The 25,441-nt window shown below is 71.1% G+C and carries 25 protein-coding genes; 20 read left to right on the top strand and 5 right to left on the bottom strand.

Going from position 1 to position 25,441, the window contains the following annotated elements; translation table 11 throughout:
- Nucleotides 1-93: 93 nt before the first annotated feature.
- Complete coding sequence (locus ACWEEU_RS24015) at nt 94-804, top strand: DUF4232 domain-containing protein (RefSeq protein WP_451734868.1); 711 nt, start codon at nt 94-96, stop codon at nt 802-804.
- Nucleotides 805-1,139: 335 nt separating this feature from the next.
- The gene (locus tag ACWEEU_RS24010; RefSeq protein WP_451734866.1) at nt 1,140-3,104 is read left to right on the top strand and encodes an AMP-dependent synthetase/ligase; all 1,965 of its coding nucleotides are present in this window, start codon (nt 1,140-1,142) and stop codon (nt 3,102-3,104) included.
- On the opposite strand, the gene ACWEEU_RS24005 is transcribed toward ACWEEU_RS24010, so the two are convergent.
- Nucleotides 3,091-3,747, bottom strand: a complete 657-nt coding sequence (locus tag ACWEEU_RS24005) for a class I SAM-dependent methyltransferase (protein ID WP_451734864.1) — start codon at nt 3,745-3,747, stop codon at nt 3,091-3,093. The genes ACWEEU_RS24010 and ACWEEU_RS24005 overlap by 14 nt on opposite strands.
- A gap of 309 nt (nt 3,748-4,056) precedes the next feature.
- Nucleotides 4,057-4,260, bottom strand: coding sequence for a cold-shock protein (locus ACWEEU_RS24000; protein ID WP_023547521.1), 204 nt, complete (start codon nt 4,258-4,260; stop codon nt 4,057-4,059).
- Between the two features lie 286 nt (nt 4,261-4,546).
- Between ACWEEU_RS24000 and ACWEEU_RS23995 the strand changes: the two genes are divergently transcribed.
- The 6 genes from ACWEEU_RS23995 (at nt 4,547) to ACWEEU_RS23970 (ending at nt 10,571) form a co-directional block, all read left to right on the top strand.
- Entirely contained in the window at nt 4,547-5,395 is an 849-nt protein-coding gene (locus ACWEEU_RS23995; protein ID WP_385739454.1) for a menaquinone biosynthetic enzyme MqnA/MqnD family protein, read from the top strand.
- Nucleotides 5,396-5,471: 76 nt separating this feature from the next.
- The gene (locus ACWEEU_RS23990; protein WP_451734861.1) at nt 5,472-7,133 is read left to right on the top strand and encodes a serine/threonine-protein kinase; all 1,662 of its coding nucleotides are present in this window, start codon (nt 5,472-5,474) and stop codon (nt 7,131-7,133) included.
- Complete coding sequence (locus tag ACWEEU_RS23985; RefSeq protein ID WP_451734859.1) at nt 7,130-7,849, top strand: prepilin peptidase; 720 nt, start codon at nt 7,130-7,132, stop codon at nt 7,847-7,849. Before ACWEEU_RS23990 ends, ACWEEU_RS23985 begins: the two co-directional genes overlap by 4 nt.
- Nucleotides 7,850-7,920: 71 nt before the next feature.
- Nucleotides 7,921-9,135, top strand: coding sequence for a cyclic dehypoxanthinyl futalosine synthase (gene mqnC, locus ACWEEU_RS23980; protein WP_385739463.1), 1,215 nt, complete (start codon nt 7,921-7,923; stop codon nt 9,133-9,135).
- A 7-nt stretch (nt 9,136-9,142) separates the two neighbouring features.
- Complete coding sequence (locus ACWEEU_RS23975) at nt 9,143-9,742, top strand: imidazolonepropionase-like domain-containing protein (protein WP_385739466.1); 600 nt, start codon at nt 9,143-9,145, stop codon at nt 9,740-9,742.
- Nucleotides 9,743-9,875: 133 nt separating this feature from the next.
- Nucleotides 9,876-10,571, top strand: a complete 696-nt coding sequence (locus tag ACWEEU_RS23970) for a demethylmenaquinone methyltransferase (RefSeq protein WP_451734857.1) — start codon at nt 9,876-9,878, stop codon at nt 10,569-10,571.
- Between the two features lie 64 nt (nt 10,572-10,635).
- On the opposite strand, the gene ACWEEU_RS23965 is transcribed toward ACWEEU_RS23970, so the two are convergent.
- Together ACWEEU_RS23965 and ACWEEU_RS23960 are read right to left on the bottom strand one after the other, a co-directional pair.
- Nucleotides 10,636-10,944, bottom strand: a complete 309-nt coding sequence (locus tag ACWEEU_RS23965) for a PASTA domain-containing protein (RefSeq protein ID WP_199587056.1) — start codon at nt 10,942-10,944, stop codon at nt 10,636-10,638.
- Between the two features lie 132 nt (nt 10,945-11,076).
- Nucleotides 11,077-11,583, bottom strand: coding sequence for a GNAT family N-acetyltransferase (locus ACWEEU_RS23960; RefSeq protein WP_385739475.1), 507 nt, complete (start codon nt 11,581-11,583; stop codon nt 11,077-11,079).
- Between the two features lie 47 nt (nt 11,584-11,630).
- Between ACWEEU_RS23960 and ACWEEU_RS23955 the strand changes: the two genes are divergently transcribed.
- Nucleotides 11,631-12,965, top strand: coding sequence for a geranylgeranyl reductase family protein (locus ACWEEU_RS23955; RefSeq protein WP_385739478.1), 1,335 nt, complete (start codon nt 11,631-11,633; stop codon nt 12,963-12,965).
- A 161-nt stretch (nt 12,966-13,126) separates the two neighbouring features.
- Here the strand turns inward: ACWEEU_RS23955 and ACWEEU_RS23950 are convergent, their stop codons facing one another.
- Nucleotides 13,127-13,954: a C40 family peptidase gene (locus ACWEEU_RS23950; RefSeq protein WP_356096551.1), complete on the bottom strand. Its 828-nt coding sequence runs from the start codon at nt 13,952-13,954 to the stop codon at nt 13,127-13,129.
- A 708-nt stretch (nt 13,955-14,662) separates the two neighbouring features.
- Here ACWEEU_RS23950 and ACWEEU_RS23945 point away from each other — a divergent pair.
- The 11 genes from ACWEEU_RS23945 to nuoK are packed head-to-tail and all read left to right on the top strand — an operon-like array spanning nt 14,663 to nt 25,438.
- Entirely contained in the window at nt 14,663-15,022 is a 360-nt protein-coding gene (locus tag ACWEEU_RS23945; protein ID WP_018543830.1) for an NADH-quinone oxidoreductase subunit A, read from the top strand.
- A 13-nt stretch (nt 15,023-15,035) separates the two neighbouring features.
- Nucleotides 15,036-15,590 (top strand): NuoB/complex I 20 kDa subunit family protein, encoded by a 555-nt coding sequence (locus ACWEEU_RS23940; RefSeq protein ID WP_451734853.1) that lies wholly within the window; start codon nt 15,036-15,038, stop codon nt 15,588-15,590.
- The gene (locus tag ACWEEU_RS23935) at nt 15,587-16,321 is read left to right on the top strand and encodes an NADH-quinone oxidoreductase subunit C (RefSeq protein ID WP_451734852.1); all 735 of its coding nucleotides are present in this window, start codon (nt 15,587-15,589) and stop codon (nt 16,319-16,321) included. Before ACWEEU_RS23940 ends, ACWEEU_RS23935 begins: the two co-directional genes overlap by 4 nt.
- Nucleotides 16,318-17,640, top strand: a complete 1,323-nt coding sequence (locus ACWEEU_RS23930) for an NADH-quinone oxidoreductase subunit D (RefSeq protein ID WP_385748288.1) — start codon at nt 16,318-16,320, stop codon at nt 17,638-17,640. Before ACWEEU_RS23935 ends, ACWEEU_RS23930 begins: the two co-directional genes overlap by 4 nt.
- Entirely contained in the window at nt 17,637-18,500 is an 864-nt protein-coding gene (nuoE, locus tag ACWEEU_RS23925) for an NADH-quinone oxidoreductase subunit NuoE (RefSeq protein WP_385748286.1), read from the top strand. Before ACWEEU_RS23930 ends, nuoE begins: the two co-directional genes overlap by 4 nt.
- Entirely contained in the window at nt 18,500-19,846 is a 1,347-nt protein-coding gene (gene nuoF / locus ACWEEU_RS23920) for an NADH-quinone oxidoreductase subunit NuoF (protein WP_385748283.1), read from the top strand. Before nuoE ends, nuoF begins: the two co-directional genes overlap by 1 nt.
- Nucleotides 19,843-22,347, top strand: coding sequence for an NADH-quinone oxidoreductase subunit G (locus ACWEEU_RS23915; RefSeq protein ID WP_451734849.1), 2,505 nt, complete (start codon nt 19,843-19,845; stop codon nt 22,345-22,347). The genes nuoF and ACWEEU_RS23915 overlap by 4 nt, the downstream gene beginning before the upstream one ends.
- Entirely contained in the window at nt 22,344-23,708 is a 1,365-nt protein-coding gene (gene nuoH / locus ACWEEU_RS23910) for an NADH-quinone oxidoreductase subunit NuoH (RefSeq protein ID WP_451734847.1), read from the top strand. The genes ACWEEU_RS23915 and nuoH overlap by 4 nt, the downstream gene beginning before the upstream one ends.
- The gene (gene nuoI, locus ACWEEU_RS23905) at nt 23,701-24,303 is read left to right on the top strand and encodes an NADH-quinone oxidoreductase subunit NuoI (protein WP_385748277.1); all 603 of its coding nucleotides are present in this window, start codon (nt 23,701-23,703) and stop codon (nt 24,301-24,303) included. Before nuoH ends, nuoI begins: the two co-directional genes overlap by 8 nt.
- Nucleotides 24,300-25,142, top strand: coding sequence for an NADH-quinone oxidoreductase subunit J (locus ACWEEU_RS23900; protein WP_451734845.1), 843 nt, complete (start codon nt 24,300-24,302; stop codon nt 25,140-25,142). Before nuoI ends, ACWEEU_RS23900 begins: the two co-directional genes overlap by 4 nt.
- Nucleotides 25,139-25,438 carry an NADH-quinone oxidoreductase subunit NuoK gene (nuoK, locus tag ACWEEU_RS23895; RefSeq protein WP_199587041.1) on the top strand — a complete coding sequence of 100 codons (300 nt, stop codon included), beginning with the start codon at nt 25,139-25,141 and terminating at the stop codon, nt 25,436-25,438. The genes ACWEEU_RS23900 and nuoK overlap by 4 nt, the downstream gene beginning before the upstream one ends.
- The last annotated feature ends 3 nt before the right edge of the window (nt 25,439-25,441 follow it).

Raw genomic sequence — 25,441 nt, 5'->3', positions numbered from 1 at the left:
GTGCGACCGCACAGACTCCTCGGTGTCAGCAGCTCTGCCGGCGCCGCGCCCCTGACCGGGCGGGCCGCCCTTCTTTCCCTGGGGGGAATCTCCATGCGCACCCACCGCAGCCGTCTCGCCGTCCTCACCACCGTGACCACCGCCGCACTCGCCCTGACGCTCACCGCGTGCGGCGGCGACGACACCGGCGCCGGCTCCGGTGCCAAGGCTTCGGGCGCGGCGAGCGCGTCCTCGCCCTCCGCCTCCGCCTCCGCCGTCGAGCAGAGCGGTGACAAGGGCCAGGGCGGCGTGGACCAGAGCGGTGACAAGGACCAGGGCGGGGCCGACCAGACCGGCGACGCCGACCAGGGCAAGCAGGTCGTCGGCGGTACCGGCTCGGCGACCGCGCCCGCCTGCACCACCAAGGGGCTGCGGATCAGCGCGGAGACGCAGGACGGTCCGCCGTACACCCACCTGGTGCTCACCGCGAAGAACACCTCGGGCCGTACCTGCCGCATGACCGGCTTCCCCGAGATCCGCTTCCTGGACAACGCCCGGGGCACGGTTCCCTCCGTAGCCAAGAGCAAGCCGCTCACCCCGGTCGTCCTGGAGCCCGGCGTCTCCGCGTACGCGGCCGTGCGGATCTCCGACGGGGGACGCAAGGAGAGCACCGAGACGGCGAAGGACTTCTCCGTCACCCTGCCGAGCGGCGCCGGCATGGCGATCGTGCAGGCCCCGGGTGCCGAGGGCATCGCCGTCGACCCGGCGCGGTGGGCCACGGGCTACTGGACGCAGGAACTGCGCAACGGCGCCGACGACTTCTGAGCCGGGGAGCACTCGCCCGGACCGCCTGCCCCGAGGTGCCGCTCCCGCGCCTCGGGTGCGAAAGCAGAACACTCCTCACGAAATCCCCGAGACTGCACAGGCCCGGCGCCGGACCACCGCGCGATCCGCACACGCCCCCCACAGCCGCCTCGTACGATCGCCAGCCGGACCGGCGGTGCCGAGAGCACGCACCTGACGCCGCCCCGCCCGCCCTTGGGACGGACGACGGGAAGGTGACGACAGGCCCCGGGACCGCCCGCCGGTGAACGCCTCGGTGTGCGAGGCGCGTATGTCATGCAGCAAGCAGTCTTCGCTGCACGCCCGAGGAGCCGCCCGTGACCGCCCCGTACCCGAACGCCCCCGTCGTCTCCGTCCCCCCGGTCTCGGCCCTCGACTACGACGGCCGTCCCGTCCTGGTGGAGCCCGAGATCCGGCGGCTGGACGGAGCGGTACGGGAGGTCGCCGTACCGCCGTTCGCGCCCAGGGTGACGCACGGCTCGCTCGCGGACCTGCCGTTCGAGAACGCCGAGGCGGAGCCCGGGGCGATCGTGCTCAGCCGCCGGGGCGCGGACGGAGCGTGGGAGGACGTGACGGCCGAGCGGTTCGCCGCCGAGGTCCTCGCGGTCGCCAAGGGGCTGATCTCGGAGGGCCTGATGCCGGGTGACCGGATCGCGGTGATGGCCCGCACCCGCTACGAGTGGACCTTGCTGGACTTCGCCGCCTGGGCGGCGGGGCTCGTCACCGTGCCCGTCTACCCCACCTCGTCGGTCTACCAGACCAGTTGGATGCTCGGGGACTGCGGCGCCGTCGCCCTGATCACCGAGACCCGCGAGCAGGCCGCCGCGATGGCCCCCGAGCTGGACCGGCTGCCGGGGCTGCGGCACGTGTGGGTGATCGACGACGGGCACGTGGACCTGCTGGCGGAGGTCGGCGACCGGGCGGCGGACAGCGAAGTCGCCGTATGCCGGGGCATGTTGGGACCCGACACCCTCGCCACCCTGATCTACACCTCCGGCACCACCGGGCGCCCCAAGGGCTGCGCTCTCTCGCACGGCAACTTCTTCGCCGAGGTCGACAACGCCATCGAACTCCTCCACCCGGTCTTCAAGGCGACGACCGGGGAGGAGGCGTCGGTGCTGCTGTTCCTGCCGATGTCCCACGTCTTCGGCCGCATGGTGGCCATCGCCTGCGTCCGCGCCCGCGTACGCCTCGGCCACGCGCCCAGCCTCAAGCCCGAGCATCTGCTCCCGGACCTGGCCGCGTTCCGCCCGACCTGCCTGCTGACCATCCCGTACATGCTGGAGAAGGTCTACAACACCGCCCGCGCCAAGGCCGAGTCGACGGGCAAGGCCGCCGGCTTCGACCGCGCCGCCGCCACCGCCGTCCGCTACGGCGAGGCACTGGAGGCCCGCCGCAGCGGCACCGGGAGCGGCCCCGGCGCCTCCCTGAAGGCCAGCCGCTCGCTGTACGACCCGCTCGCCTACCGCAAGCTGCGCGCCGCCATGGGCGGCAAGGTCCGCTACGCCATCTGCGGCGGCTCTCCGCTCGGCCGCCGCCTGGCCGCGTTCTACGCCGGGGCCGGAATCGAGATCTTCGAGGGGTACGGCCTCACCGAGACCACCGGCGCCACCACGGTCACCCCGCCGCTCAAGCCCCGCATCGGCACGGTCGGCTGGCCGCTGCCCGGCACCCGGATCAGGATCGCGGCCGACGGCGAGATCCTCATCGCCGGGGACCACGTGCTGCGCGGCTACTGGGACGTGAGCGCGGGCGGCGTCGTCCCCGCCACCCGAGACGGCTGGCTGCCGACCGGCGACCTGGGCGAGCTGGACGACGACGGTTACCTCACCATCACCGGCCGCAAGAAGGAGCTGCTGATCACGGCGGGCGGCAAGTCGGTCGCCCCGGCCCCGCTGGAGAACTGGCTGCGCCAGCACCCGCTGATCTCCCACTGTCTCCTCGTCGGCGACGGCCGCCCCTACATCGGCGCCCTGCTCACCCTGGACCCCGACGGCCTCGACCACTGGCGCCGGATGAACGGCAAGCACCCGGTCCCCGGCGAACTCCTGCTGAGCGACCCCGAGCTGACGGCGATCCTCCAGGACGCCATCGACCAGGCCAACCAGCTCGTCTCCCGCCCCGAGTCCATCCGCCGCTTCACCGTCCTCCCCGGCGACTTCACCGAGCACGAGGGCCACCTCACCCCCTCGATGAAACTCCGCCGCGCCCGCATCCTCCGCGACTTCGCGGACGAGGTGGAGGGGCTCTACTCGGGCGCGGGGCAGGTCACCGGGCCGTAGCGAAGAGGAACGCCTGGGCCACCGGCTCCCCGAGGTTCTCGTCGGGCTCACGGACCGTGCGGGAGGCGAGGGCGAATCCGGAGTCCTTGAGCAGGGCCGCCATGTGCTCGGGGTCGCGGCGCAGGAAGTCGAGGGCGACCGGGTGGCCCCAGGGCTGGTCGTGGCGGCGCGGGTGGTCGCCCGCCTGGAAGGCGAGGAGGAGGTGTCCGCCCGGGGTCAGCACCCGCCGGTACTCGCGGAAGAGGGCGGGCAGCCGGTCCCCGGGGGTGTGGATGCTGGAGTACCAGGAGACGACCCCCGCCAGGGCGCCGTCCGGCAGCGGAAGTTCCAGCATCGAGCCCTGTTCGAAGCGCAGCCCCGGCTGCTCGCGGCGGGCGATCTCCACCATGGCGGGGGAGAGGTCGAGCCCGTACACGTCGAGCCCGAGGGAGGCGAGGAGGGCGGTCACCTCTCCGGGGCCACAGCCGAGGTCCGCCACCGGCCGGCCGGGCCCCACCAGTTCGGCGTACGCGTGCAGCAGCGCCCGGTCGAGCGGCCGGCCGGCGTAGGAGTCCCGGAACGTCGCGGCGTAGTCCTCGGCGATCGCGTCGTAGAACGTGCGCGTGGCGGTGAGGAAGCCTGGGGCGGTGGGGGAGTCGGTCATGCGGACGGACCCTACGGGGCGAACGCGCCGCGCCGCGGGGGCGGCGGAGAAGTTTCGGCCACGGCCGCGGCGCGCCCGGAATCCCGGCCGATTCCCCCGGTCGCACGCGTCCGTCGGAGTGAGGGCGCCCGAGGGAGCGCGGGGCGGATTCCGCGCGCGGAATCCGTACGCCGGGCGCGTGAGGGGAATGCGGCGGGCGGGAATTCACGGGGAATTCATCCGGGCGCCCCGGGAAAGGCAGGAGCCCCGTTGCCGGGAAGGCACGGGGCTCCTTGGGTACTGCACTCAGGTTCTGCGATCAGGCAGTGATCACGCGGGGGTGACGTTCTCCGCCTGCGGACCCTTCGGGCCCTGCGTCACGTCGAAGGTCACCTGCTGGTTCTCCTCGAGCGAACGGAAACCGTTGGCGTTGATCGCGGAGTAGTGAACGAAGACGTCGGGGCCGCCGCCCTCCTGGGCGATGAAGCCAAAGCCCTTTTCGGCGTTGAACCACTTCACGGTTCCGGTAGCCATAAGCCCTCCTTGGGCTCAAAAGGGTTGCCCTGCTCCAGAACCTGCAAGTGCGAAACGATGCTGCACGACTGCATTCGTCTGAAAACGACGAGAGCCCGCGGTCACATGCTCCGCAGGCTCTGTACTGCAAGGGAAACCAAACTGCAACTTGCGGCGAGCCTAGCACGCAGGCCGCCGAATGCAATAGAGGTCAAGATCACGTCACCCGAATGTTTGAACCTTCGGACGGACGCGCTGACGCCGGGCCGGTCCCTGACCCCCGTCGGGCGGGGTCTAGTCTCGCGATGTGGACAATTCTCGCACCCGGCCGCGCGTCGGCCACATCCAGTTCCTGAACTGCCTGCCCCTCTACTGGGGGCTCGCGAGAACCGGCACCCTCCTCGACTTCGAGCTGACCAAGGACACGCCGGAGAAGCTCAGCGAGCAGCTTGTGCGCGGCGATCTGGACATCGGTCCGATCACCCTCGTCGAGTTCCTGCGCAACGCGGGCGACCTGGTCGCCTTCCCGGACATCGCCGTGGGCTGCGACGGCCCCGTGATGTCCTGCGTGATCGTCTCGCAGCTCCCCCTCGACCGGCTGGACGGCGCCCGTGTCGCCCTCGGCTCGACCTCGCGCACCTCGGTGCGCCTGGCCCAGTTGCTGCTGGCCGAGCGCTTCGGCGTGACCCCGGACTACTACACGTGCCCGCCCGACCTGAGCCTGATGATGCAGGAGGCGGACGCCGCCGTCCTCATCGGCGACGCGGCCCTGCGCGCCAACCTGCTCGACGGTCCCCGCTACGGCCTCGAGGTGCACGACCTCGGCGCGCTGTGGAAGGAGTGGACCGGCCTGCCGTTCGTCTTCGCGGTGTGGGCGGCCCGGCGCGAGTACGCCGAGCGCGAGCCGGAGATCACGCGCAAGGTGCACGAGGCGTTCCTCGCCTCCCGCAACCTCTCCCTGGAGGAGGTCGGCAAGGTGGCCGAGCAGGCCGCCCGCTGGGAGGCGTTCGACGAGGCGACCCTGGAGCAGTACTTCACCACCCTCGACTTCAGCTTCGGCGCCCCGCAGCTCGCGGCGGTCACCGAGTTCGCGAGCCGCGTCGGCCCCACGACCGGGTTCGCGGCCGACGTGAAGGTGGATCTCCTGAGGCCGTAATCACTACGCTGCGGACGGTAGGCGTAGCGGGCCCGCGCGGGAACCCGGGGGCGCCATCGGGGGAGGGGTGGACGCCATGCAGCCGCTCGAAGCGGACGAACCGGCCGCCGTCGGGCCCTACCGGCTGCTCGGCCGGCTCGGCTCCGGCGGCATGGGCCGCGTCTACCTCGGCCGCAGCCCGGGCGGCCGCACGGTCGCCGTCAAGATCGTCCACCCGCACTTCGCGCTGGACGAGGAGTTCCGGGCCAGGTTCCGGCGCGAGGTCGCGGCCGCGCGCCGGGTCGGCGGCGCCTGGACGGCCCCCGTCCTGGACGCCGACCCCGACGCCCCGGTCCCCTGGGTGGCCACGGCCTACGCGGCGGGCCCGTCCCTGGCCGCCGCAGTCGCCGAGCGCGGCCCGTTGCCGGAGCCGACGGTACGGGCGCTGGGCGCGGGCCTCGCCGAGGCGCTGGCCGCCGTCCACGCCCTCGGCCTGGTCCACCGCGACGTCAAGCCGTCCAACATCCTGCTGACCCTCGACGGCCCCCTCCTCATCGACTTCGGCATCGCCCGGGCCACCGACGGCACCGCCTCCCTCACCTCCACCGGCGTCTCCGTCGGCTCGCCCGGCTACATGTCCCCCGAGCAGATCCTCGGCCGCCCGGTGACCGGAGCGGCCGACGTCTTCCCCCTCGGCGCCGTCCTCGCCTACGCGGCGACGGGCACGGCCCCCTTCTCCGGCGACTCCTCGGCGGTGCTGCTCTACAAGGTCGTCCACGAGGAGCCCGAACTCCACCGTCTCACCGGAGACTTGCGCGACCTCGCGGCCGCCTGCCTCGCCAAGGACCCGGCGTCCCGCCCCAACCCCGCCGAGGTCGCCCACCGCCTGGCGCCCGAGGGCGCGGCCACGCTGATGACCTCCGGCTGGCTCCCGACCGCCCTCCTGGAACAGGTGAGCCGCAGCGCGGTGAGCCTGCTGAACCTGGAGGCGACGCCCGAACCGCCGTCCGGCCCGGTCCCGTTCGCGAGCCCGGCCGAACGCCCGCTTGAAGAGGAGCCCGCCGCGGGCGAGTTCGGCCCGGCACCGGTGATGTCCGCGCCCGACACGGACAGGGCGCCGCTCGACGGCGCCCCGCCCCCGCCCGAGCCGGTCCCGGACACCCCCGGACGGCTCACCCTCGGCGTCGTGGCGGCCTCCGAGCCCGGCGAGTCCGGCCGGGGGCGCCGGGTGAGCTGCACGGTCGCGGTGGCCGTGGCGACGGCCCTGGTCGGCGTCTCCGTGGGCCTGGGCGCCCTGCTCGGTCCCTGGAGCGGGAGCCATGACACGGCGGGCGGCAAACCGGCCTCCTCCGGCGACGCGGCGGAACCCCCGGACCCCGGCGGCACCCCGAGCGCCTCCGCCACGGCCGTGCCGGACCGCTACCTGGGCACCTGGGAGGGCGAGGCCACCGGCCTGGGCGGCACACTGCCCATGGGGACCTTCCGGCTCACCGTCCACCAGGCTGCCGTGGGCCAGGAGCTGGGGCGGATGCGGCAGACGGACGAGCTGGGCGGGGTCTGCGCGGACGTGCTCACACTGAAGCAGGTGACCCGGACCAAGATCCTCGCCACCTCGAAGGGCGCCGACGACAACCACGCCGGCTGCAACCCCACTCCGCACCCGGTGGAGTTGACCCCGGCCGGCGACAAGCTGACGTACGCCTCGGACAGTTCGGCCGAGGGCAACCCCGTGGCCCACTTGTCGAAGGCGGACCGATGACGGAGGACCTGCTCCCGGTGGCCGTGGCGGCACTCTGGGGCGCCGGGGCGGGCGCTCTGCTCCCGCGTGCCGCCTACCGCCTCACCGTCCCCGAGGGCGAACCCTGGCGCTCCCGCTGCCCGAACGGACACACCCTCAGAGGCTGGCTCGGCCCTCGTCCCTGCACGGACTGCACCCCGTCCACGCCCGCCCGGCTCTCCCTGCTCACGGCGGCGGTCTGCGCGCTCCTGGCCCTGGCCACCGGCAGCCGCCCCGAAGTGGCCGTATGGCTCCTCCTGGCCCCCGCGGCGGTCCTCCTCGCGGCGGTGGACCTCCAGGTACGCCGCCTCCCCGACCCCCTGACCCTCCCGCTGGCCGCCGCCACCCTCACCCTCCTCGCCCTGGCCGCGCTGCTCCCGGAACACGCGGGCCACTGGCTCACCGCCCTCTACGGCGCCCTGGCCCTCGGCGCCGGCCACCTCCTCCTCCACCTCCTCAACCCCTCCGGCATGGGCTTCGGCGACGTGAAACTGGCTCCGGCCCTCGGCGCCGCCCTCGGCTGGTACGGCTGGGCCACCCTGATGCTCGGCACCCTCGCCGCCTTCGCCTCCGGCGCCCTCTACGGCCTCACCCTGGTCGCCCTGCGCCGAGCCGACCGCAAGTCCACGATCCCCTTCGGCCCCTTCCTTCTGACCGGCACGTTCCTGGGGTTGCTGGCGGGCGCGTACAGCGCCTGAAGTCGGGCGGGATGCCGCGCTGGCGTAGGCTGACCGAGTCCGTCCACAACCCTTGACGAAAGGGACGCCCGGTGACCGAGAAGGCCGAACTCGCTTCTTTGGATGTCGCAGCCGTGCTGGACCGAGCGGCAGCGGGCGGACGCATCACGCCCGAGGAAGCGCTCGTCCTGTACCGCGACGCCCCCCTGCACGCGCTGGGCGCCGCCGCCGACGCCGTACGCCGCCGCAAGTACGCGGGCATCGAGCACATCGCGACGTACATCATCGAGCGGAACATCAACTACACGAACGTGTGCGTCACGGCGTGCAAGTTCTGCGCGTTCTACGCGGCCCCGAAGGACACCAAGAAGGGCTGGACGCGCGACCTCGACGACATCCTGCGCCGCTGCGCGGAGACGGTCGAGCTGGGCGGGACCCAGATCATGTTCCAGGGCGGCCACCACCCGGACTACGGGGTGGAGTACTACGAGTCGCACTTCAAGGCGATCAAGGACGCGTTCCCCCAGCTGGTCATCCACTCCCTCGGCGCGTCCGAGGTCGAGCACATGGCCAGGATCTCCAAGGTGTCGGTGGAAGAGGCCATCACCCGCATCCACCAGGCGGGTCTGGACTCCTTCGCGGGCGCCGGCGCGGAACTCCTCCCGGAGCGCCCCCGCAAGGCCATCGCCCCGCTCAAGGAGAGCGGCGAGCGCTGGCTGGAGATCATGGAGACGGCCCACAACCTGGGTGTGGAGTCCACCTCCACCATGCTGATGGGTACCGGCGAGACCAACGCCGAGCGCATCGAGCACCTGCGCATGATCCGTGACGTGCAGGACCGTACGGGCGGCTTCCGCGCCTTCATCCCGTACACCTACCAGCCGGAGAACAACCACCTGAAGGGCCGCACCCAGGCGACGCTCTTCGAGTACCTCCGCATGATCGCCATCGCCCGCCTGTTCCTGGACAACGTCCAGCACATCCAGGGCTCCTGGCTCACCACCGGCAAGGAGGTCGGCCAGCTCTCGCTGCACTACGGCGCGGACGACCTGGGCTCGATCATGCTGGAGGAGAACGTGGTCTCCTCGGCGGGCGCCAAGCACCGCTCCAACCGCCTGGAGATCATCGACCTGATCCGCAAGGCGGGCCGCACCCCCGCCCAGCGCGCGACCACGTACGAGCACCTCGTGGTCCACGACGACCCGGCGAACGACCCGGTCGACGACCGCGTGGTCTCCCACATCTCCTCGACGGCGATCGAGGGCGGCACGGCCCACCCGGAACTCAAGCTGATCGCCTCCAACTGAGCGCGCGATGCCGACACTCCACGTCGCCGAGCACACCCCCGAGGCGGCGGTCCTGATCGACGGCGCGACCGTCGTGGCCGTAGCCCCGTACGAAGAGCTGACCAGCGCCGCACCCGAAGCCAGGGTGCGGCGCTGGCCCGGCATCCTCACCCCCGGCCTCCTGAACCCGTACGCCCCGGAACTCCTGGAGTCCACCTACCACCCGGACCCCAGGGAAGCGGCCGAACTGGGCACAGCCCCGATCACGGGAGAACGCGCCCGCGACCTCTTCCGCACCGACCCCACCCGCCTGGGCGCCAGCGCCCGCAGAGGCGTCCAGCGCATGTTGGCCCACGGCACGGTGGCAGTGGCAGGCGAACTCCGCTCCAGAGCCGCAGCCGACGCCGTACGCAGAGCGGGCCTGGCCGTAGGCCGGCGCCCGCCCCGCCTCCCCGGCCCCCCGTCCCTCTCCCCGACCCCGCTGATCCTCCTGCCACCCCTCACCGCGGGCGGACCGGCCCGCTTCGCGGTGTTCGACGTGGAGGACCGAGCAGCCCTCGTGGCGCAGGGCGCGGCAACGTGCGTGGCAACGGTGCTGGCGGGCCGCCTGCTCTACCGTCGCCGCTGACACGGCAGTTGCCCGCCACGTCCCCGCACCGCACCGCACGCGGGCGCGACGGAGGCGACCACGGCCGGTGGACGGACGACGCCTCCGCCGCCCACACCGCACGAAGCACCACCGGGGCTGCAACAATGACCGGGTGACCCGCGCCTCCCTGAACAAGCAGCCGCACGAAGTCGCCTCGATGTTCGACGACGTGGCGGAACGGTACGACCTGACGAACGACGTGCTGTCACTCGGCCAGGACCGCCGCTGGCGCAAGGAGGTGGCGAGAGCGGTGGACGCGCGCCCCGCGCAGAAGGTCCTCGACCTCGCGGCGGGCACGGCGACCTCCTCGCTCCCCTTCGCGCGGACGGGCGCCTACGTCGTCCCCTGCGACTTCTCCCTGGGGATGCTCCAGGTGGGCAAGAAGAAGAACCCCTGGCTCCCCTTCACGGCGGGCGACGCCACCCGGCTCCCGTTCAAGGACGACACCTTCGACGCCGTCACGATCTCCTTCGGCCTGCGCAACGTGCAGGACACGGACGCCGCGCTGCGCGAGATGTACCGCGTGACCAAGCCCGGCGGCCGCGTGGTGATCTGCGAGTTCTCGCACCCGACGTGGGCGCCGTTCCGGACGGTGTACACGGAGTACCTGATGCGCGCGCTGCCTCCGGTGGCCCGCTCGGTGTCGTCGAACCCGGACGCGTACGTGTACCTGGCGGAGTCGATCCGCGCGTGGCCCGACCAGCCGCGGCTGGCGGAGAAGCTGCGCAAGGCGGGCTGGTCGCGCGTGGCGTGGCGGAACCTGACGGGCGGAGTGGTGGCGCTGCACCGGGGCTTCAAGGAGAGCTGAGAGCGCACCCGCCCAGCTCACCGCACCCCGGCCCGGCACGCACCGCGCCCCCGGGACGGGCACCTCAGCTCCCGACCACCGAGAACGCATCCCCCGGCTCCCCCAACTCCCTTTGCAGTCCACCGGATGGCGGCTGGGGCAGCCGGGGCTCCCGCACACCCCCGCCCCCCTCGCCCTCCCCGAAGTCGAACCAGACGTACACCATGGAGTCCGGCGGCACCTCGGCCCCGGGCGCCGGGTACTGGCGTACGACGTAGTCGACGACGGTGCGGGCGAAGTCCGGCCGGTCGGGGGCGTTGAGGAACAGCCCTCGCGCTCTGGCCGTCTCCCGCGCGTCCACGGCCATCAGCCCGACCAGACGAGGGACGCGCACCTCGGATGTTTTGGGTGGTATTCGCACAGATGTCACCCCCAGCGGTACTGGAAGGGTAACTCCGTGAGAGGGCGCCCGGAAGCGAGAAGTGTCTTTCTGTAACAATCAGTTACTCTACGTCACGACCCCCGGTCACAGCTCCAGCCGGTAGCAGTGCCCCTGCCGTTCCGAGGCCGGAGTCGTGAACGTCTCCACGAGCCGCATCCCCAGCCGCTCCGTCACCGCGACGGACCGCGCGTTCTCCGCGTCGACCATGGCGACCACCCGCGCCACACCGGCGGCCCGCAACCGTTCCAGCGTCGCCTCGGCGGCAGCCGTCGCGTACCCCCGCCCCCAGTGGGCGCGGCCGAGCCGCCAGCCGATCTCGATCTCGCCGGCCGGTCCCCAGGCGTACGGCCAGGGCTGTGCGCCGGTGAAGCCGACGACGTCTCCGGCGGAGTCCAGCACGGACCAGAGACAGAACCCCAGCTCCGCGTCGTGCCGCCGCTGCCGCGCGGTCAGCTCCTCGTACACCGACAACTCGGCGGCGCGGCCCCCGTGGAACTCCATGACGTCGGGGTCGTCGAACACCCGGTGCCAGACGAAGGCGTCCTCGTCGGTGGGCACACGCAGCCGTACCACGGGGTGAGTTCGGTTCACGGATCAGCCCTTCAGCCGGTTGATCAATTCTGCTGAATAGACTGCCCATGTCCAGTGCCGGTCGGCACGAAGATTCCGAACCTTGGGGAGATCCCGCCGTGACCGAGCCCCTCTCCGACCACTCCGCCGATGTGATCGTCGTGGGCGCGGGCCCAGCCGGCGCCACCACCGCCTACCACCTCGCCCGGGCCGGACTCGACGTACTCCTGCTGGAGAAGACCGAGTTCCCGCGCGAGAAGGTGTGCGGCGACGGTCTCACCCCGCGCGCGGTGAAGCAGCTCGTCGCCATGGGCATCGACATCTCCGAGGAGGCCGGCTGGCTGCGCAACAAGGGTCTGCGCATCATCGGCGGCGGCTCCCGGCTGCAGCTCGACTGGCCGGACCTCGCGTCGTACCCGAACTACGGCCTGGTCCGCAAGCGCGACGACTTCGACGAGCAGTTGGCGCGCAACGCGCAGAAGGCGGGCGCGCGGCTGTACGAGCGCTGCAACGTCACCGGCCCGGTCCTGGACGACCGTACGGGCCGGATCACGGGTGTGACGGCCAAGCTGGGCGAGGAGAAGCGCGAGGTCACCTTCCACGCGCCGCTCGTCGTGGCCGCCGACGGCAACTCCACGCGGCTCTCGGTCGCGATGGGGCTGCACCGCCGGGAGGACCGTCCGATGGGCGTGGCGGTGCGGACGTACTTCAACTCGCCGCGGCACGAGGACGACTACCTGGAGTCCTGGCTGGAGCTGTGGGACCGGCGGGGCGCGCAGGACCGGCTGCTGCCGGGCTACGGCTGGATCTTCGGCATGGGCGACGGCACGTCCAACGTGGGTCTCGGCGTGCTGAACACCTCGGAGTCCTTCAAGGAACTGGACTGGCGCGAGGTGCTGAAGGCGTGGTGCGCGTCCATGCCGGAGGACTGGGGCTACACCCCGGAGAACATGACCGGCCCGATCCGTGGCGCGGCGCTGCCCATGGCCTTCAACCGCAAGCCGCACTACACGCGCGGCCTGCTGCTCGTCGGCGACGCCGGCGGCCTGGTGAACCCCTTCAACGGCGAGGGCATCGCCTACGCCATGGAGTCCGGCCAGCTCGCCGCCGACGTCATCGTGCAGGCCCACGCCCGGGCGACCCCGGCCCAGCGCGAGATCGCCCTCCAGCGCTACCCGCAGATCCTCAAGGACACCTACGGCGGCTACTACACCCTCGGCCGCGGCTTCGTGAAGCTCATCGGCAACCCGAAGATCATGCAGATCGGCGCCCAGCGCGGTCTGACCCACCCGATGCTGATGAAGTTCGTCCTCAAACTCCTGGCGAACCTCACCGACCCCACGGGCGGCGACGTCATGGACCGCGTCATCAACGGCCTGACGAAGGTGGCGCCGAGCGCCTGACCTTCTCCGACTCCGTTGTCGTTGCGGCCCGGTGCGCGAAGATCTCGTCGCGCCGGGCCGCGGCGTGCCGCGGCGCGTTCCTGCGCTCGCGCCAGGAGACGCACGAGGGCCGCTGCCCCCCGCGTGGCAGCGGCCCTTCGTGTGATCGGGTGCCGGTCGGGTCAGAGGACCCGGACCGCGCCGGTGGGCGGGTCGTAGGAGAGGGGCTTCTCCGCGACGCCCGTGGAGGGGTTCTGGGCGCCGACGAACATGCCGTCGCCGACGTAGACCGCCACGTGGTACGCGCTGCCCGCGCTGCCCCAGTAGAGGATGTCGCCGGGCTGGAGGTTGCTCAGGGAGACCTGGGTGCCCGCGGTGGACTGGTCCTGGGAGACGCGCGGCAGGCTGATGCCGACCTGCTTGAAGGCGGTCTGCACGAGGCCCGAGCAGTCGTAGGCCGAGGGACCGGTGGCGCCGGAGACGTACGCCTTGCCGACCTGCGACTTGACGAAGTTGATGACCGCGGCGGCCGAACCCGTCGCCGAGGAGGAGCCCGTGATGGTGCTCGCGTCGGCGCTGCTGCCGGAGGCGGACGCGGTGAGCACCGTGCGCTCGGCGTTGCGGGTGGCGCGGGCGGCGGCCTCCTTGCGGGCCTCCTGCTGCGCCTTCTTCTTCGCCTCGGCCTTCTGCTTGGCGTCGGCGAGGTCGGCCTTGGCCTGCTTGGCGGCGTTGGCCGCGGCCGCGTCACGCTCGGCCTGCAGCTCGTAGTTGGCGGCCGCCTGCTGGGTGGCGTCGGCGGACTGGGCGACCTGGGAGGCCACGTCGGCCGTCAGGGTGGGGAGTTCGAGCGTCTGCGTCGCGGGCGCGGCGTCGGCCGCGTTCGCGTAGCCGGCCGCTCCTGCGACCGCCAGGGTGCTGAGGACGCCGACGGCGGCACCGGAGCGCACGGCGATCGACGACGCGCTGCGGCGGGGCTTCCGGTGGCTGCGTATGTGAGCGGTGTGGGACATGGGAACAACCGGTACCAGGGGCTCCTTCATATCTTCAAGAAACGTGTGCTGCGCCACAATTGTTCAACGGCGGCGCCGAAAACCTTTCGCGGCACTCTTTATTGACGCCGTAACGGACATTGCGGGCGCCTGCCATAGGCCCGTTGATCACGGTCTTTGATCATTACGCCCGAATTGCCCCCGGCCTACCATCGGTTGGGGTGGTTGGCCAAGCCCGGTTACGGAATGATCACTACCGGCGTGACGGAGGTCACGAAACCGGCTCGTGAACGCGCGCACGTTCGCCACCGCGTCCACTCCGTGCGTCCCGCTTCCCCCGGACGCGTGAACGCGCACCCCTAGCACCGCACATCGCCCAGCACCAATTTGCATGTAAGGGAACTCTCTTGATATGGAGACGCCCCCTCGGACCTGCGGTAACAGGCGAGATTGTCACTTCTGGTGATCAACTGAACGCTTCGCGTGTGAAGATCACCCATCATCCGACTTCATGATCCTTCGTCAGGTGGTGGAGATCACAAAGCTTGTGCAATACCCCGTGTCGCAGATCACAGAGCGTCGGGCATAAGATGCGGAGCAGTTGGGCTTGTGACCTGCTTCACATGTTCTCGATCTTCGCCGGGACAGGTGGGGTTCATGGGACGCGTGCGGCGGAAGTGAGCCCTTGAACCGCCACCAGTCAATGCCGACTGAGAGGAGCGAGGAGCGGTGAACGCGTATGCGCCCATCCTCGTACTGGGAGCCCTCGGGGCAGGCTTTGCGATCTTCTCCGTGATCATGGCCGCGCTGATCGGCCCGAAGCGCTACAACCGCGCGAAGCTGGAAGCCTACGAGTGCGGCATCGAGCCGACCCCCACGCCGGCCGGCGGCGGGCGCTTCCCCATCAAGTACTACCTGACGGCGATGCTCTTCATCGTCTTCGACATCGAGATCGTCTTCCTCTACCCCTGGGCCGTCACCTTCGACGCGCTCGGGGTCTTCGGGCTCGTGGAGATGCTGCTCTTCGTGCTCACCGTCTTCGTCGCGTACGCGTACGTATGGCGGCGCGGCGGCCTGGAATGGGACTGAGGGGCCACACGACATGGGACTCGAAGAAAAGCTGCCGAGCGGCTTCCTGCTGACCACCGTCGAACAGGCCGCGGGGTGGGTGCGCAAGGCGTCCGTCTTCCCGGCCACCTTCGGACTGGCCTGCTGCGCCATCGAGATGATGACCACGGGAGCCGGACGCTACGACCTCGCCCGCTTCGGCATGGAGGTCTTCCGCGGTTCGCCGCGCCAGGCCGACCTGATGATCGTCGCGGGCCGGGTCAGCCAGAAGATGGCGCCGGTGCTGCGCCAGGTCTACGACCAGATGCCCAACCCCAAGTGGGTGATCTCCATGGGCGTCTGCGCCTCCTCGGGCGGCATGTTCAACAACTACGCGATCGTCCAGGGCGTCGACCACATCGTGCCGGTCGACATCTATCTCCCCGGCTGCCCGCCCCGCCCCGAGATGCTGATCGACGCGATCCTCAAGCTCCACCAGAAGATCCAGGGCGGCAAGCTCGGCGTCAACGCCGAGGAGGCCGCCCGCGAGGCGGAGGAAGCCGCGCTGCAGGCCCTGCCCACGATCGAGATGAAGGGGCTGCTGCGGTGAGCGACGCAGAGGGCACCAACCCCGAGAAGGACCTCTCGGCCTCCAACCTCCCCGGCCAGCGCGGCCAGGGCGGCGAGGAGATCCGCGTCCAGCGCGGCATGTTCGGCGCGAACAACGGCGGCGACACCTCCGGTTACGGCGGCCTGGTCCGCTCGGTCCGGCTCCCGGGACCGTCGAGCCGGCCCTACGGCGGCTGGTTCGACGAGGTCGCCGATGAACTCGAAGGCGCCCTGGAGGAACAGGGACTCCTCCCGGAGAACGCCGTCGAGAAGACGGTCGTCGACCGCGGCGAGATCACCTTCCACATCGAGCGCGAGCACCTGGTCCGCGTCGCCCGCACGCTGCGCGACGACCCGGCGCTCCGCTTCGAGCTGTGCACCGGCGTCAGCGGCGTCCACTACCCGCACGACAAGGGCCGCGAGCTGCACGCCGTCTACCACCTGCGCTCGATCACCCACAACCGGCTGATCCGGCTGGAGGTCTCCGTCTCCGACGCCGACCGGCACATCCCGTCCCTGGTCTCCGTCTACCCGACCAACGACTGGCACGAGCGCGAGACCTGGGACTTCTTCGGGATCGTCTTCGACGGTCACCCGGCTCTGACCCGGATCATGATGCCGGACGACTGGCAGGGCCACCCGCAGCGCAAGGACTACCCCCTCGGCGGCATCGCCGTCGAGTACAAGGGCGCCCAGATCCCGGCTCCGGACCAGCGGAGGTCGTACTCGTGAGCACTCCCCCCGTAAGCGGCCGCGAGACCACCGAGGGAACCGTCTACACGGTCACCGGTGGCGACTGGGACGAGGTCGTCCGGTCCGCGGCCAAGGCGGACGACGAACGCATCGTCGTCAACATGGGTCCGCAGCACCCCTCCACCCATGGAGTGCTCCGCCTCATCCTGGAGATCGAGGGCGAGACGGTCACCGAGGCCCGCTGCGGCATCGGCTATCTCCACACCGGTATCGAGAAGAACCTCGAGTTCCGCACGTGGACGCAGGGCACCACCTTCGTCACGCGCATGGACTACCTGACGTCCTTCTTCAACGAGACCGCCTACTGCCTCGCCGTCGAGAAGCTCCTCGGCATCGAGGACCAGATCAGCGAACGGGCCAGCATCATCCGGGTGCTCCTCATGGAGCTGAACCGGCTCTCCTCGCACCTGGTGTGCATCGCCACCGGCGGCATGGAGCTGGGCTCCACCACCATCATGATCTACGGCTTCCGCGACCGGGAGATGATCCTCGACCTCTACGAGCTGATCACCGGTCTGCGGATGAACCACGCCTACATCCGCCCCGGCGGACTCGCCCAGGACCTGCCCCCCGGCGCGGTCGACCGCATCCGCGAGTTCGTCAAGACGATGCGGAAGAACCTCCCGGAGTACGACAAGCTCGCCACCGGGAACCCCATCTTCAAGGCCCGTATGCGGGACGTCGGCTATCTCGACCTGGCCGGCTGCATGGCGCTCGGCGCCACCGGCCCGATCCTGCGCTCCACCGGCCTGCCGCACGACCTGCGCAAGGCGCAGCCGTACTGCGGCTACGAGACGTACGACTTCGAGGTGCCGACCGCCGACACCTGCGACTCCTACGGCCGTTTCCTCATCCGTCTGGAGGAGATGCGCCAGTCGCTCGGGATCGTCGAGCAGTGCCTGGACCGGCTCCAGCCCGGGCCCGTCATGGTCGCCGACAAGAAGATCGCCTGGCCCGCGCAGCTCGCGCTCGGTCCGGACGGACTCGGCAACTCCCTCGACCACATCAAGAAGATCATGGGCACCTCCATGGAGGCCCTGATCCACCACTTCAAGCTGGTCACCGAGGGCTTCCGGGTCCCGCCCGGCCAGGCCTACGCGGCCGTCGAGTCCCCCAAGGGCGAACTCGGCGTGCACGCCGTCTCCGACGGCGGCACCCGCCCCTACCGGGTCCACTTCCGCGACCCGTCCTTCACCAACCTTCAGGCCATGGCGGCGATGTGCGAGGGCGGCCAGGTCGCCGACGTGATCGTCGCCGTGGCCTCCATCGACCCCGTGATGGGAGGCGTCGACCGGTGACCACCTCTTCCTCCGAGCGGGGCGTCGGCCTCGGGATGCCCGAGCTGCCCCCGCCCGCCTACCCGGACGACGTCCGGGCCCGGCTGGAGCGGGACGCGCGCGAGGTGATCGCGCGCTATCCGGACTCCCGCTCCGCCCTGCTGCCCCTGCTCCACCTCGTGCAGTCCGAGGAGGGCTACGTCACGCGCACCGGGATGCGGTTCTGCGCGGACATGCTGGACCTCACCACGGCCGAGGTCACCGCCGTGGCCACCTTCTACACGATGTACCGGCGCCGCCCCTCCGGCGACTACCAGGTGGGCGTCTGCACCAACACCCTGTGCGCGGTCATGGGCGGCGACGCCATCTTCGAGACCCTCCAGGAACACCTCGGCGTCGGCAACGGCGAGACCACCGGCGACGGCAAGGTCACCCTGGAGCACATCGAGTGCAACGCGGCCTGCGACTACGCGCCCGTCGTGATGGTCAACTGGGAGTTCTTCGACAACCAGACCCCGGCCAGCGCCACCCGCCTCGTCGACGACCTGCGCGCCGGACAGCCCGTCGAGCCCACCCGAGGCGCCCGGCTGTGCACCTTCAAGGAGACCGCCCGCATCCTGGCCGGCTTCCCCGACGACCGGCCCGGCGCCGTCGCCGAGGGCGGCAGCGCGGGCCCCGCCTCCCTGGTGGGGCTCCGCCTCGCCAAGGGCGAGACGCACCCCGCGCGCGTGGTCCACCCGCGCGACGGCGGACCGCACGAGGAGGAGCCGGTCCACGAACCGTCGCCCACCGAGCACCTCAGCTCCCACGACGCGCCGCAGGACACCTCGGCCTCCGACCCGGCGCACCCGGCGGGTCCGACCGCAGAGGAGGGGGAGTGATGACCGTGGTACCCGACGTGAAGGACACCAGCCCCGAGAAGCTGCTGGCACCCGTGCTGTCGGCCTTCTGGGACGAGGACCGCTCCTGGTCGCTGGACGTCTACCGGCGCCACGAGGGCTACGAGGGCCTGCGCAAGGCGCTCGCGATGACCCCGGACGACCTGATCGCCTACGTCAAGGAATCCGGACTGCGCGGCCGCGGCGGCGCCGGATTCCCCACCGGCATGAAGTGGCAGTTCATCCCGCAGGGCGACGGCAAGCCGCACTACCTCGTCGTCAACGCCGACGAGTCCGAGCCCGGCACCTGCAAGGACATCCCCCTTCTCTACGCCAACCCGCACAGCCTCATCGAGGGCATCGTGATCGCCTGCTACGCGATCCGCTCCTCGCACGCCTTCATCTATCTGCGCGGCGAGGTCGTCCCCGTCCTGCGCAGGCTGCACGAGGCCGTCCGCGAGGCGTACGCCGCCGGGTTCCTCGGCAAGGACATCCTCGGCACCGGGCTCGACCTCGAACTCACCGTGCACGCGGGCGCGGGCGCCTACATCTGCGGCGAGGAGACCGCGCTCCTCGACTCCCTCGAAGGGCGCCGCGGCCAGCCCCGGCTGCGCCCGCCCTTCCCGGCCGTCGAGGGTCTGTACGCCTGCCCCACCGTCGTGAACAACGTGGAGTCCATCGCCTCGGTTCCCGCGATCCTCCAGCACGGCAAGGACTGGTTCCGGTCCATGGGCAGCGAGAAGTCCCCCGGCTTCACGCTCTACTCGCTCAGCGGGCATGTCGCCGGCCCCGGCCAGTACGAGGCCCCGCTCGGCATCACCCTGCGCCAACTGCTCGACATGAGCGGCGGGATGCGCCCCGGGCACCGGCTGAAGTTCTGGACCCCGGGCGGCTCCTCCACACCGATGTTCACCGACGAACACCTCGACGTCCCCCTCGACTACGAGGGCGTCGGCGCCGCCGGCTCCATGCTCGGCACCAAGGCGCTCCAGTGCTTCGACGAGACCACCTGCGTGGTCCGCGCCGTCACCCGCTGGACCGAGTTCTACGCCCACGAGTCCTGCGGCAAGTGCACCCCCTGCCGCGAAGGGACGTACTGGCTCGTGCAGTTGCTGCGGGACATCGAGGCGGGCAAGGGCGTGATGTCCGACCTCGACAAGCTGAACGACATCGCCGACAACATCAACGGCAAGTCCTTCTGCGCCCTCGGCGACGGCGCGGCATCCCCGATCTTCTCCTCGCTGAAGTACTTCCGCGAGGAGTACGAGCAGCACATCACGGGCCGGGGCTGCCCCTTCGACCCGGCCAAGTCGACGGCCTGGGCGGACCGCCCGGAGGTGAACGCATGACCGTGACCACCAATGCGCCCACGGGCGGGGGAGGCGCGGCGATCCCGCCGGAGGACCTCGTCACGCTGACGATCGACGGCATCGAGATCAGCGTGCCCAAGGGCACCCTGGTCATCCGGGCCGCCGAACAGCTCGGCATCGAGATCCCGCGCTTCTGCGACCACCCGCTGCTCGCCCCGGCCGGCGCCTGCCGCCAGTGCATCGTGGAGGTGGAGGGCCAGCGCAAGCCGATGGCCTCCTGCACCATCACCTGCACCGACGGCATGGTCGTACGCACCCAGCTCACCTCGCCGGTCGCGGAGAAGGCCCAGAAGGGTGTGATGGAGCTGCTGCTCATCAACCACCCGCTGGACTGCCCGGTCTGCGACAAGGGCGGCGAGTGCCCGCTGCAGAACCAGGCGATGTCGCACGGCAACGCCGACTCCCGCTTCGAGGGCCGCAAGCGCACCTACCCCAAGCCCCTCGCCATCTCCACCCAGGTGCTGCTCGACCGCGAGCGGTGCGTGCTGTGCGCCCGCTGCACCCGCTTCTCCAACCAGGTCGCGGGCGACCCGATGATCGAGCTGATCGAGCGCGGCGCGCTCCAGCAGGTCGGCACCGGCGAGGGCGACCCGTTCGAGTCGTACTTCTCCGGCAACACCATCCAGATCTGCCCGGTCGGCGCGCTCACCTCGGCGGCGTACCGGTTCCGCTCCCGCCCCTTCGACCTCATCTCCTCGCCCTCCGTGTGCGAGCACTGCTCCGGCGGCTGCGCCACCCGCACCGACCACCGGCGCGGCAAGGTCATGCGGCGCCTCGCGGCCGACGACCCCGAGGTCAACGAGGAGTGGATCTGCGACAAGGGGCGCTTCGCGTTCCGGTACGCGCAGCTGCGGGACCGGCTCGACACCCCGATGGTGCGCAACGCCGACGGTGTCCTGGAGCCCGCCTCCTGGCCCGAGGCGCTGGACGTGGCCGCGCGCGGACTCGGCGCCGCCCGCTCCCGCGCCGGTGTCCTCACCGGCGGCCGGCTCACCGTCGAGGACGCCTACGCGTACAGCAAGTTCGCGCGCGTCGCGCTCGACACCAACGACATCGACTTCCGCGCCCGCGTGCACAGCGGCGAGGAGGCCGACTTCCTGGCCGCGCGGGTGGCGGGCCGGGGCCGTGACCTCGACGGCACGGGCGTCACGTACACCGCCCTCGAACAGGCTCCCGCCGTGCTGCTCGTCGGCTTCGAGGCGGAGGAGGAGGCGCCCGGCGTCTTCCTGCGGCTGCGCAAGGCGTGGCGCAAGCACGGCCAGCGGGTGTTCGCGCTGGCCACCCACGCCACCCGCGGCCTGGAGAAGGCGGGCGGCACCCTGCTCCCCGCCGCCCCCGGCACCGAGCCCGAGTGGCTGGACGCCCTCGCGAGCGGCACCGGTCTGGAGGCGCCCGGCACCGAGGCCGCCGGGGCGCTGCGCGCCGAGGGCGCGGTGATCGTCGTGGGCGAGCGGCTCGCGGGCGTGGAGGGCGGCCTGACCGCCGCCGTGCGCGCGGCCGCCGCGACCGGCGCCCAGCTGGTGTGGATCCCGCGCCGGGCGGGGGAGCGGGGCGCCGTCGAGGCGGGCGCGCTGCCCTCGCTGCTGCCGGGCGGCCGCCCGGCGACCGACCCGCGCGCGCGGGACGAGGTCGCCGCCGCCTGGGGCCTGGCCGAACTGCCGGGCCGCTACGGCCGCGACACCCAGCAGATCGTGGAGGCCGCCGCGACCGGCGAGCTGTCCGCGCTGCTGGTGGCCGGGGTGGAGGTCGACGACCTGCCCGACCCGGCCCGCGCCCGGGACGCGCTCGACGCGGTCGGCTTCCTGGTCTCGCTCGAGCTGCGGCCCAGCGAGGTCACCGAGCGCGCCGACGTCGTCCTGCCGGTCGCCGCGGTGGCCGAGAAGGGCGGCACCTTCCTCAACTGGGAGGGCAGGGTGCGCTTCTTCGAGGCCGCGCTCAAGCCCGACCAGATGACCCGCCGCCTCGCCCCGACCGACGGCCGGGTGCTTCAGATGCTCGCCGACGCCATGGACGTCCACCTCGGACTGCCGGACCTCGCCACCACGCGCGCGGAGATCGACCGGCTCGGCGCCTGGAACGGCCCCGCGGCCGCCGACCCGCTGGCCACCGCCGGGGTGCTGCCCCGCCCGGCCGCCGGCGAGGCCGTGCTCGCCGGACACCGGCTCCTGCTCGACCTCGGCGTCCTCCAGCAGGGCGACGACGCGCTCGCCGGCACCCGCCACGCCGCCGTCGCGCGCGTGTCGGCCGCGACGGCCGCCGAGGCGGGCGTCGAGGACGGCTCCCCGATCGCCGTGACCGGCCCGGCCGGAACCACCGAACTCCCGCTCCGGATCACGGAGATGCCCGACCGGGTGGTCTGGCTCCCGCTGGACTCCACCGGCGCGGGCGTCGCCTCCGACACCGGAGCGCGGCCCGGCTCCCTCGTCCGTATCGGCCCGGCGGTGTCCGGTGGCCTGGACCTCAAGGAGGACCGAGGATGAGCCCGTTCCTCGCCGCCGAAGACCTCTCGCTGTTCGGCCACGACCCCTGGTGGCTGGTCGTCGTCAAGGCCGTGTTCTGCTTCGCGTTCCTGATGCTGACCGTGCTGCTCTCCATCGTCTGGGAGCGCAAGGTCGTCGCCTGGATGCAGTTGCGCATCGGTCCCAACCGGCACGGCCCCTGGGGGATGCTCCAGTCGCTCGCCGACGGCGTGAAGCTCATGCTCAAGGAGGACGTGGTCGTCAAACGCGCGGACAAGCTGATCTACGTCCTCGCACCGATCGTCGCGACCGTCCCGGCCTGCATGGCGATCGCGGTGATCCCGTTCGGTCCCGCCGACAACGAGATCTCGATCTTCGGCCACCGCACCACCATGCAGCTCACCGACCTGCCGATCGCGATGCTCTACATCCTCGCGGTCGCCTCCGTCGGCATCTACGGCATCGTGCTCGCGGGCTGGAGCTCCGGCTCGACCTATCCGCTCCTCGGCGGTCTGCGCTCCTGCGCGCAGATGATCTCGTACGAGATCGCCATGGGCGCCGCGTTCGCCTCGGTGTTCCTCTACTCGGGCTCCATGTCGACCTCGACGATCGTCGAGCAGCAGCACGACCGCTGGTACATCCTGCTGCTGCCGGTCTCCTTCATCCTCTACATCGTCACCATGGTGGGCGAGACCAACCGCGCCCCCTTCGACATGCCGGAGTCCGAGGGCGACCTGGTCGGCGGGTTCAACACCGAGTACTCGTCCATCAAGTTCGCGCTGTTCATGCTCGCCGAGTACATGAACATGGTGACGGTCTCGGCCGTCTCGGCCACCCTCTTCCTCGGCGGCTGGCGGGCCCCCTGGCCGATCAGCACCTTCTGGGAGGGCGCGAACCACGGCTGGTGGCCGATGCTCTGGTTCGTCATCAAGGTCCAGTTGCTGCTGTTCTTCTTCATCTGGCTGCGCGGCACGCTGCCCCGCGTCCGCTACGACCAGCTCATGAAGCTCGGCTGGAAGGTCCTCATCCCGGTCTCGGTGGTGTGGCTGATGCTCGTCGCCACCGTCCGGGTCCTGCGCAACGAGAACTACGACTTCGCCGACATCGCCCTCTACGTCGGCGGCGGAGTGCTCGCCCTGCTGCTGCTCTCCTTCGTCGCCGACCTGTTCCGCGAGAAGGCCAGGAGTGCCGAAACCCCGGCCGAGCGGCCCGCATTCGACCCCCTGGCGGGCGGCTTCCCCGTCCCGCCGCTGCCCGGCCAGGAGCTGCCGCCGGTGCCCAGGCGCCGCCCGCGCCGCGCCGAGCGGGAGCTGATTGTCAGTGGTGGACCGGACACTGTCAGTGACGGAACCACGGATGGAAAGGAGGCGTCCGATGGCTGAGGAGCCGAAGGAGACCGCACCCGGTTTCCAGAACCCCGTGGCCGGCTTCGCCGTGACCTTCAAGGCCATGTTCAAGAAGCGGCTCACCGAGCAGTACCCGGAGCAGAAGAAGACCACGGCTCCCCGCTTCCACGGACGGCACCAGCTCAACCGCCATCCGGACGGCCTGGAGAAGTGCGTCGGCTGCGAACTGTGCGCCTGGGCCTGCCCGGCGGACGCCATCTACGTGGAGGGCGCCGACAACACCGACGAGGAGCGCTACTCCCCGGGCGAGCGGTACGGCCGCGTCTACCAGATCAACTACGCCCGCTGCATCCTGTGCGGGCTGTGCATCGAGGCGTGCCCCACGCGCGCGCTGACGATGACCAACGAGTTCGAACTGGCCGACTCCAGCCGCGCCAACCTCATCTACACCAAGGAGCAGTTGCTCGCCGGTCTGGAGGAGGGGATGGTCGACAGCCCGCACGCGATCTTCCCCGGCACCGACGAACAGGACTACTACCGGGGCCTGGTGACCGAGGCCGCCCCCGGCACGGTCCGCCAGGTCGCCACCTCCAAGGGAGAAAAGGCCGAGGACGAGGAGGTGGAGGCATGAGCACCGAACTCGCCGCCTACACCACCTCCACCGGTGAGGCCGTCCAGTTCTGGATCCTCGGCACCGTCGCGGTGATCGGCGCCCTGTGCACCGTCCTGATGAAGCGGGCCGTGCACAGCGCGCTCTCGCTCGCCGGGACCATGATCGTCCTGGCGGTGTTCTACCTCGCCAACGGCGCCTACTTCCTGGGCGTCGTGCAGATCATCGTCTACACCGGCGCCATCATGATGCTGTTCCTCTTCGTGGTGATGCTCGTCGGCGTGACGGCCGCGGACTCGCTGAAGGAGACCATCAAGGGCCAGCGCTGGCTGGCCCTGCTGTGCGGGCTCGGCTTCGGCGTCCTGCTGATCGGCGGCATCGCGAACGCCTCCCTGGAGCAGTTCGACGGCACCGGTCAGGCGAACGCGAACGGCAACGTCCAGGGCCTGGCGGCCCTCATCTTCACCAAGTACGTCTTCGCCTTCGAACTCACCGGCGCCCTGCTGATCACGGCCGCCGTCGGCGCCATGGTCCTCACCCACCGCGAGCGCACCGAACGCGCCAGGACCCAGCGCGAGCTGGCCGAGCAGCGCGTCCGCGAGGGCAGGCACGTGCCCCCGCTGCCCGCCCCCGGTGTCTACGCCCGGCACAACGCCGTCGACATCGCGGGCCTGCTGCCCGACGGCACCCCCTCCGAGCTGACCGTGAGCGCCACCCTGCGCGAGCGCGGCCAGATCCGGGACGTGTCCGCGCGGGCGCTCGGTGACCTCAAGGCACTCGAACAGCGCGCGCAGGACCGCCTGGAGCGCACGGAGAGCAAACCGGTGAACCTCAAGCGGACGGAGGACGCGTCGAAGTGAACCCCGTCAACTACCTCTATCTCGCGGCCCTGTTGTTCACCATCGGCGCGACCGGCGTGCTCATCAGGCGCAACGCGATCGTCTTGTTCATGTGCGTCGAGCTGATGCTCAACGCCTGCAACCTCGCGTTCGTCGTCTTCTCCCGGATGCACGGCAACCTCGACGGCCAGATCATCGCCTTCTTCACGATGGTGGTCGCCGCGGCGGAGGTCGTGGTCGGCCTCGCGATCATCGTGTCGCTGTTCCGCGCCCGCCACTCGGCCTCGGTCGACGACGCCGGCCTGATGAAGCTGTAAGGG

This window comes from Streptomyces sp. NPDC005004 (genome assembly GCF_053600675.1).
Note: the sequence above shows the minus strand (reverse complement) of the source record. Positions and strands in the feature narration are given on the sequence as shown.